Here is a 7965-nt window from a genome sequence, read left to right as displayed (position 1 = left end):
CAGCAAGGCCGCAGCGAGTGAAGGGCCGAGGCGTACCCTCTGGGGCGCACGGTGCGACGAGTAAGGAGCACCACGTCTGTGCGCGCCGCCGAGTGGTGAGGCGGCCGGGTCCCCGTTGAGGGTCTGAACGATGCGAGAACGCCGCTGGCGGACTGTTTCAGCATCCCGCTACGCTTTGCACAGGGCGCAGCGCCGCTGATCCGTCGTCCCGGCCTGCTCCATCGCCGCGAGCGCTCGCTCCTTGTCAGGATAGTCGAACCAGCCGCCCTCCCAAAAATCGCTGGAGGAGCCGATCGTCGACGAGGGCACTTCGGCACAACGATCCTTGTGGAGCGTAACCCGGTCGATTGAGCGGGCGATGTGAATCCAATAGATCATAGGAACAGCCCTTCACAGACAGACCGAGACACGGCCCTTGGGTTACGACTCAGGGCTCGTCCGCGCTCACGACCTGCGATCAGATTCCACTTCGACCGACGAGAGAGGCTCGTCGGCGGTTGAGACAACCTACGGCAGGAGCTGCCACTCATCTTTCTCAATGAAGACCTTGACGCCGGTCTCAAGTTTCTTGATGTCGTCCTTGTCGAAGAGCCTCATGTAGCGCTCGATCCGATCCTCGTCATCGATCCGCTCTTCTTGCATCATTCCACCGGTACTCTTGTATTTCCGAATCAACAGGGGCATCGAAATCCTCCTCGTAAGCCACTAGAAGTCACCTCAGCAAGGTGTGTACAATAAGGCAAAGTTCACGGGCCGGTCAAGAGCGGATTCGCACTCTGTCCCGAGAAAATCCAGCATGAAGGATACGCACGATGCCGATCTACGAATATCGTTGTGGAAAATGCGAAAAGCAGTTTGACGCGACCCAATCCGTCCATGTCAGACCGGAAGACACGATCTGCCCGCACTGTCAGGCCCAGGAGGCGACACGATTGATGTCCGCCAGCACGACAGTGGTCAAAGGGACCCACAAAACCGGCTTTGCTGAACAAAAAGCCTACAACATGCTGGACGAGCGGATGGACAAATTCGCCAAGCTACCACCGCTGATGGGAAAACGCGCCGCCCCCGAGACTGGCGGACCACCAGACCCCGCAAGCGGCGGCATCACGGAGAACTGAACCAGACCGTGGATCGGCATGTGCACGCACAGCATCCTCATCCCGATAGCCACCCAAACCCAATGGAGATCCCATGATTGCGAGACAGGTACTCTCGCTAAGCCTCGGCCTGCTATTCAGCTGGAACATGGCCACCAGCGCGCTGGCGGAGGTGACCGGAAACCTGATCATTGCGGGCAACGGACCGGAGCTCACGACTATTGAAGCCCTGGCCCGCGCCTTTGAAAAAGCCAACCCCCGCGCCTATCTCGATGTCGTTTGGGAGGCCAGCTCGAAGCCGGTTGAGCTGGTTAAAGCCGGCCAGGTGCACATCGCCGTGACCGGGACTGAAACGCCGGATCTCTCGGCGACCGTCATCGCCTGGGATGGAATCGGCATCCTCGTGCACCTCTCCAATGTGACAAAAGATGTGACGAAACAACAGATCGCCGACATCTTCTCCGGCAAGATCACGATGTGGTCAGAGTTGGGCGGCCTCGATACAAAAATACTGGTCATCGACCGGCCTCGCAATCAAAATATCCGCGATGCGTTTGAGGCTCAGCTTGGCGTGACGGGAAAGATCACCAATAGCGCCAAAGTCATCGGCTCCGATGAGCAGGTCGTCAAAACCGTCGTAGGAACATTACCCCCACTGTCTGCCATCACCTATCTCTCGTTGAATCAGGCCCTGACTGCCGTCTCAGGCGGCGTCGCCGTCAAACTCTTGCCCATCGATAAGATCGAGCCGGAGGTCCCCACCGTGAAAGACGGCCGCTATCCCTTCCGACGCCCGATCCTCCTCCTGTCCAAGAAGGAACCGAATCCCCTGGCTGAGGCCTTCACGCAGTTCGTGCTGTCCCAAGCCGGTCAAGAACTCATTGCCGACACATACATTCCGCTCAAAGAGAAATAGTCCTGAACCGTCGTTCATTGAAGGAGGCACCTATGCACATGTGGCGATCATCGGTCTTCATGCTACTGGGGCTCATCGGAAGTATGGCAACACCGCTTCCTCTCTCCTATGCGGAAGAGCCGGGGGCCATGGTGGACGGCGCGGGCTTCACCCTCTACGGGACTGAATCAATCAAGGGGTCCGATGCCGCAAAGGTCGAACGGGACCCGGTCTGCGACCGGAGCAAGCGGCCAAAGATCTTCAAGGTTGAACCGGATGAAGCCAAACCTGGCCAGAAAGTCACGATCAAAGGCGAGAATTTCGGGGCCAAAGAATGTTTCCACGGGGTGGCCTTCAGCGCGGCGGGGCCTGCCAAAATCGACTATACCTTCGTCAACGAAACGACCATCGAAGCGACCGTTCCTGACGTCCGGGCCGGCATGTCGTTCATCGATGTGGTCGCCGGCGGCGGCAACGCCAGGTCAAAGGGCTTTTTAGTTCAAGCCAAGTAACCGGAAGCCGACGATCTCCACCCGAGGCGCGGCACTGTGCCGCGCCTCGGGTCCCCTCGATCAGGCCCATTTCAGCCTTCGTTCCCTCGACAAGACTCTTGATCTTATGCTAGCTTACGCGCTCATTTTCGCCTGAGAACCCTCGCGATTCACGCGCGATCTGAGGAGACGGGGACTGGTATGTTCAAGAAGATTTTGGTGGCCAATCGCGGCGAAATCGCCATGCGGATTATTCGCGCCTGCCGCGAATTGAACATCGCCACCGCCGCCATCTACTCCGAAGCCGATTCGACCGGGATCTACGTCAAAAAGGCAGACGAGGCCTACATGGTCGGCCCGGGACCGGTCAAAGGCTTCCTGGATAGCCAACAAATCGTCAGTCTGGCCCAACGGATCGGCGCCGACGCCATCCATCCAGGCTACGGATTCCTCTCGGAAAACTCGAAATTTGCGCAACTGTGCCAAACCTCCGGCATTACCTTCATCGGCCCATCGCCGCAAGCCATCGACTTAATGGGGAGTAAGGTCAACGCCCGCGACCTCGCCAAGCGAGTGGGCGTTCCCATCGTCCCCGGCACCGAAGGCGGCGTCACCGACGTCAACGAAGCCCTATCGTTTGCCAAAGCCACTGGGTATCCCGTCATCATTAAAGCCAGTGCAGGTGGAGGAGGACGCGGCCTCCGGGTAGTCCGGTCCGACGCCGAACTCCGTGAGAACATGGCGGTGGCCTCTCGGGAAGCACAAGCGTCGTTCGGCGATGGCAGCGTCTTCCTCGAAAAGTATATCGAACGACCGCATCACATCGAATTCCAGATCCTGGCCGACAAACACGGCAACATGATCCACCTGGGCGAGCGCGATTGCTCGATCCAACGGCGGCATCAAAAGCTCATCGAAATCGCCCCCTCGTTGATCCTGACGCCGAAGCTGCGCGCCGAAATGGGTGCAGCGGCCATTACCATCGCCAAGGCGGTCGATTATGACAATGCCGGCACGGTTGAGTTCCTGCTCGACCAGAACGGCCATTATTACTTCATGGAGATGAACCCTCGCCTCCAAGTCGAACATACGGTGACCGAGCAGATCACCGCGATCGACATCGTGCGCAATCAAATCGCCATTGCCGCGGGCCTGCCTCTGGAGATCACGCAGCAGGAAGTCACGCTCCAAGGCCATTCCATCCAGTGCCGCATCAATGCCGAAGATCCCAAGAACAACTTTATGCCTTGCACGGGCACCATCACCGCCTATCTCTCGCCGGGCGGGATCGGGGTACGCATCGACGGAGCGGTCTACAAAGACTATACGGTGCCGCCCTACTACGACGCCCTCTTGGCCAAACTCACCGTCCGCGGCCGTACCTGGGAAGAAACCGTCAGCCGGATGAGACGGTCGCTCGAAGAATATGTCCTGCGCGGGGTGAAGACCACGATCCCCTTCATGAAAGAAATTATGCAAGAGCCGGATTTCATGGCGGGTCGTTTCGACACGTCCTATCTCGAGACGCATCCGGACCTGTTCAACTACCACGATTTCGAACAACCGGAGGACCTGGTGTTGGCGCTCTCCGCTGCCATCGCCGCCTACGAAGGGCTGTGACCCCACAGCCGCCGATCAACCACCGATAACGAGTTAACCGGCAGATTAGAACATCATGGCGACACGACGACCTACAAAAAAACAGGCCCCCAAGAAACGAGCGGCAGCACCAGCCGTCCGGACGTCAAAAACCCGTGCCAAGGTCAGCCCCGAGCTGACCATCCAACCGGCAACCGGCAAGCCCATCCTGATTACCGATGTCGCCTTGCGCGACGGCCATCAATCGCTCTTGGCCACGCGGATGCGGACCGAGGACATGCTACCCATCGCCCAAAAGCTCGACGCCATCGGCTATTGGTCCCTCGAAGTCTGGGGTGGCGCCACCTTCGATACCTGCCTGCGCTTCCTCAAGGAGGATCCATGGGAACGGCTCCGCGCGCTGCGCGCCGCCATGCCCAACACGAAGCTTCAAATGCTGCTCCGCGGGCAGAACCTGGTCGGATATCGGCACTATGCCGACGATGTGCTGGAACGGTTCATCGAACGATCCGCCGCAAACGGGATCGACGTCTTCCGCATCTTCGACGCGCTGAACGATATCCGCAACCTCGAGCGGGCCATGCGAGAAGTGAAGGCCTGCGGCAAACATGTCGAAGCCGCCATCAGCTACACCGTCAGTCCCGTCCACAGCGTGGACCGTTTTGTCGACATGGCGAAACGGCTGGAGGACCTCGGAACCGACACCCTCTGCATCAAAGACATGGCCGGCCTCCTGGCCCCGCTCGACGCCTATCACCTCATTCGCCGGATCAAGGCAGCCGTGAAGGTTCCAATCCATCTCCATTCGCATTACACCTCGGGAATGGCCTCAATGACCTCATTGATGGCCATCCTCGGCGGGCTGGACATGCTCGATACCGCCATGTCGCCGTTGGCCGGCGGGACATCACATCCGGCGACGGAAACCGTGGTCGCCTCGCTGAAGAACACTCCGTATGACACGGGGCTGGACCTCGCCTCGTTCCTCCCGATCACCGAACATTTCCGCACCGTTCGGAGAAAGTATCGTCAGTTCGAAAGCGAATTCACCGGGGTCGATGCCGAGATTCTCACGTCGCAGATTCCCGGCGGCATGCTCTCGAATCTCGCCGCCCAACTGACCGAGCAGAACGCGCTCGATCGGATGAAAGAAGTCCTGGATGAAGTGCCGCGCGTCAGAAAAGACATGGGGTATCCCCCACTCGTCACCCCCACGAGTCAGATCGTCGGCACCCAAGCCACGCTGAACGTGCTGACGGGCGAACGATACAAAGTCATCACCACGGAAACCAAAAACTACTTCCTCGGACTGTACGGCAGGGCACCGGGACCGCTCGATCACGACATCATGGCCCGGGCGATCGGGGACGACCAACCCATCAAGACCAGGCCGGCCGATCGGCTGGAGCCTGAACTCGAAGCCATCAAAAAAGATCTGCCGGCGTCGGCCACCACGATGGAAGACCAGCTCTCGTTCACGCTGTTCCCCGCCATCGCACGGGACTTCTTCGATGCGCGCGAGAAGGGGGACCTGACGCTGGCGCCCCTCGAAAGTTTCTCGCCCAGTGGCCCGGCGACAGCCACCGAACTCCATTTGGCCCCCGCCGAATTCAACGTCACGGTCCACGGCGAAACCTACCATGTGAAGGTGTCCGGTTCCGGGAGGAAGGTCGACGGGCGCAAACCCTACTACATCCGCGTGAACGACAAACTCGAAGAGGTCTCGCTGGAGCCGATTCAGGAGATCCTGGCCGGCGTACCGGAGGCTCCAGACAGCGGCACCGGCGCCAAACGCAAACGGCCCAGACCGTCCAAGCCGGGGGACGTCGCCCCTCCGATGCCGGGTCGCGTCGTCAAAATACTTGTGCCGATGAATGCCGAGGTGAAGGCCGGTGATCCCCTGCTGATCATCGAGGCCATGAAGATGGAGAGTCAGGTCCCTGCGCCGATCGACGGGACCGTCACCGCCATTCTGGTCGTAGAAGGCGACAACGTGAAGACGGATGAAACAGTCATCCAGCTGGAATAGCGCCCTTCACAACAGCCCGGCGCCACCACCTCACAGCGCTCGTACCTGGGTGCGCACTTCGCTCGTAGGCCTGTCGCTCATGCTGACTGCTTGCACGTCACCGTCTTCCTTGCCTCAGTGGTTCGACGCCCTTGGGCGACTCCCCGTCAACAGCGTCACGGTCCAGGGTCAACGCATGGCGTACCTCGACGTGGGACAGGGGCCGCCCATCCTGCTCCTCCATGGATTCGGGGGCTCGATGTGGCAGTGGGAACATCAACAAGCTGCGCTCTCCGCCCATTTCCGCGTGATTACTCCCGACCTGGTCGGCGCAGGGCTGTCGGACAAACCCGATATCGAATACCGGCCGGATCAACTGCTGGCATTTCTCGTGGGCTTTATGGATGCGCTCAACATTTCTCAGGCCAGCGTGGTGGGAAACTCCATGGGAGCCGGACTCGCCATCGGGCTTGCCCTCAACCACCCGACACGCGTCTCACAGCTCATCCTGATCGATGGACTCCCGGCTCATGTCATGGAACACCTGGCCAGCCCCTCGCTTCGTCGCGCCTTGACGACCAGCACCCCATCCTGGCTGGTCTCGTTCGGCAATTGGCTCTTTGGAAGCCTGATGCTCGAATCCACGCTGCGTGAATTCGTCTACGATCCGGCCCTGTTGACTCAAGCCGTCCTGGACCGCTCCAACCACAATCGCCAGCAGCCAGGACTCTTCCGGGCCCTCCTCACCATCGGCACCAACCTCCCGCTGTGGGAACAGCACTTCGCGCCGCGCATCGGAACCATCACCCACCGTACGCTGATTGTATGGGGCGAGGAAGATCGCGTCTTTCCCCTCCCGGCCGGCGACCAACTCCATCGAGCGATTACCGGCTCGACGTTCGTGACAATTCCTCAAGCAGGCCACATCCCTCAGTGGGAACAGCCTGAGGTCGTGAACAAGGCACTCCTGGACTTTATGAATCCCTAGCATAGGCCACAGGACTCGCGCGACAATGCGTACGGTTGTCTTACAAGGAGAATATGATGAGGACGGCATTTCGAACAATCATCGGCGCCACAATCTGCCTGACGATCGGGCTTACCGGATGCGGAAGTACCGGAACCGGGACCAGTTTTCTCTATAAGAACCTCACCGTCGCAGATGGCAGCACCATGGCGGGTGAAGGCCATACCGTCCTCTTCAAGGGAAGCCCCCTGGTTCTCTCGGGAACCGGCATTAAAGTCGGCGATCCTCTCCGAGAGGTCAAACTGACACAGACGGATCTCTCGCAGGTCAACATCGCCGAGACCAAGGGCAAGGGCAAGGTCCGGATCATCAGCGTCGTGCCGTCGCTGGACACGAAAGTCTGCGAGCAACAAACCCATTTTCTGAGCGAGAAGAATAAAGGGTTGGACAAGCTCATCGAGCTGATCACCGTCAGCATCGATACGCCCTTCGCCCAAAAGCGATTCGCGGAAGAGGCCCATATCACCAACGTGACGTTCCTCTCCGATTATCGAGGCGCCGAATTCGGAAAGACCTACGGACTCCTCCTCAAGGACCCCCACATCCTGGCGCGTACCGTCATGGTCATCGACGCCCACAACCACGTGAGGTATTTGCAAATCACGCCCGAGCTGGCGCAGCTGCCGGACATGAATGAAGCGTTCGCGGTGGCTAAGTCATTGATCACGGCCAATTAGCAGGATGCTGAAACAGTCCGCCAGCGTCGTTCTCGCATCGTTCAGACCCTCAACGGGGACCCGGCCGCCTCACCACTCGGCGGCGCGCACAGACGTGGTGCTCCTTACTCGTCGCACCGTGCGCCCCAGAGGGTACGCCTCGGCCCTTCACTCGCTGCGGCCTTGCTG

Annotated in this window: 9 protein-coding genes; 7 read left to right on the top strand and 2 right to left on the bottom strand. The window is 59.6% G+C overall.

Annotated features, from left to right (window positions below):
* Window positions 1–168: 168 nt before the first annotated feature.
* Together Q7U76_00045 and Q7U76_00040 are read right to left on the bottom strand one after the other, a co-directional pair.
* Window positions 169–378: a hypothetical protein gene (locus tag Q7U76_00045; protein MDO8354770.1), complete on the bottom strand. Its 210-nt coding sequence runs from the start codon at window positions 376–378 to the stop codon at window positions 169–171.
* A gap of 129 nt (window positions 379–507) precedes the next feature.
* Window positions 508–684 carry a hypothetical protein gene (locus tag Q7U76_00040; protein MDO8354769.1) on the bottom strand — a complete coding sequence of 59 codons (177 nt, stop codon included), beginning with the start codon at window positions 682–684 and terminating at the stop codon, window positions 508–510.
* A gap of 128 nt (window positions 685–812) precedes the next feature.
* Here Q7U76_00040 and Q7U76_00035 point away from each other — a divergent pair, with 128 nt between their 5' ends.
* The 7 genes from Q7U76_00035 (at window position 813) to tpx (ending at window position 7797) form a co-directional block, all read left to right on the top strand.
* Complete coding sequence (locus tag Q7U76_00035; GenBank protein MDO8354768.1) at window positions 813–1121, top strand: zinc ribbon domain-containing protein; 309 nt, start codon at window positions 813–815, stop codon at window positions 1119–1121.
* A 73-nt stretch (window positions 1122–1194) separates the two neighbouring features.
* The gene (locus Q7U76_00030) at window positions 1195–2016 is read left to right on the top strand and encodes a substrate-binding domain-containing protein (protein MDO8354767.1); all 822 of its coding nucleotides are present in this window, start codon (window positions 1195–1197) and stop codon (window positions 2014–2016) included.
* Between the two features lie 32 nt (window positions 2017–2048).
* The gene (locus Q7U76_00025; protein MDO8354766.1) at window positions 2049–2507 is read left to right on the top strand and encodes an IPT/TIG domain-containing protein; all 459 of its coding nucleotides are present in this window, start codon (window positions 2049–2051) and stop codon (window positions 2505–2507) included.
* A gap of 180 nt (window positions 2508–2687) precedes the next feature.
* Entirely contained in the window at window positions 2688–4106 is a 1419-nt protein-coding gene (gene accC / locus Q7U76_00020) for an acetyl-CoA carboxylase biotin carboxylase subunit (protein ID MDO8354765.1), read from the top strand.
* A gap of 55 nt (window positions 4107–4161) precedes the next feature.
* On the top strand, window positions 4162–6114 hold the full coding sequence (gene oadA, locus Q7U76_00015) for a sodium-extruding oxaloacetate decarboxylase subunit alpha (GenBank protein MDO8354764.1): 1953 nt from the start codon (window positions 4162–4164) through the stop codon (window positions 6112–6114).
* Window positions 6115–6289: 175 nt separating this feature from the next.
* Window positions 6290–7081 (top strand): alpha/beta fold hydrolase, encoded by a 792-nt coding sequence (locus tag Q7U76_00010; GenBank protein MDO8354763.1) that lies wholly within the window; start codon window positions 6290–6292, stop codon window positions 7079–7081.
* A gap of 56 nt (window positions 7082–7137) precedes the next feature.
* Window positions 7138–7797: a thiol peroxidase gene (gene tpx, locus Q7U76_00005; protein MDO8354762.1), complete on the top strand. Its 660-nt coding sequence runs from the start codon at window positions 7138–7140 to the stop codon at window positions 7795–7797.
* Window positions 7798–7965: the final 168 nt, after the last annotated feature.

The organism is Nitrospirota bacterium (assembly GCA_030645475.1).
Lineage (GTDB): Bacteria > Nitrospirota > Nitrospiria > Nitrospirales > Nitrospiraceae > Palsa-1315.
This window is presented reverse-complemented; position numbering and strand designations above follow the sequence as displayed.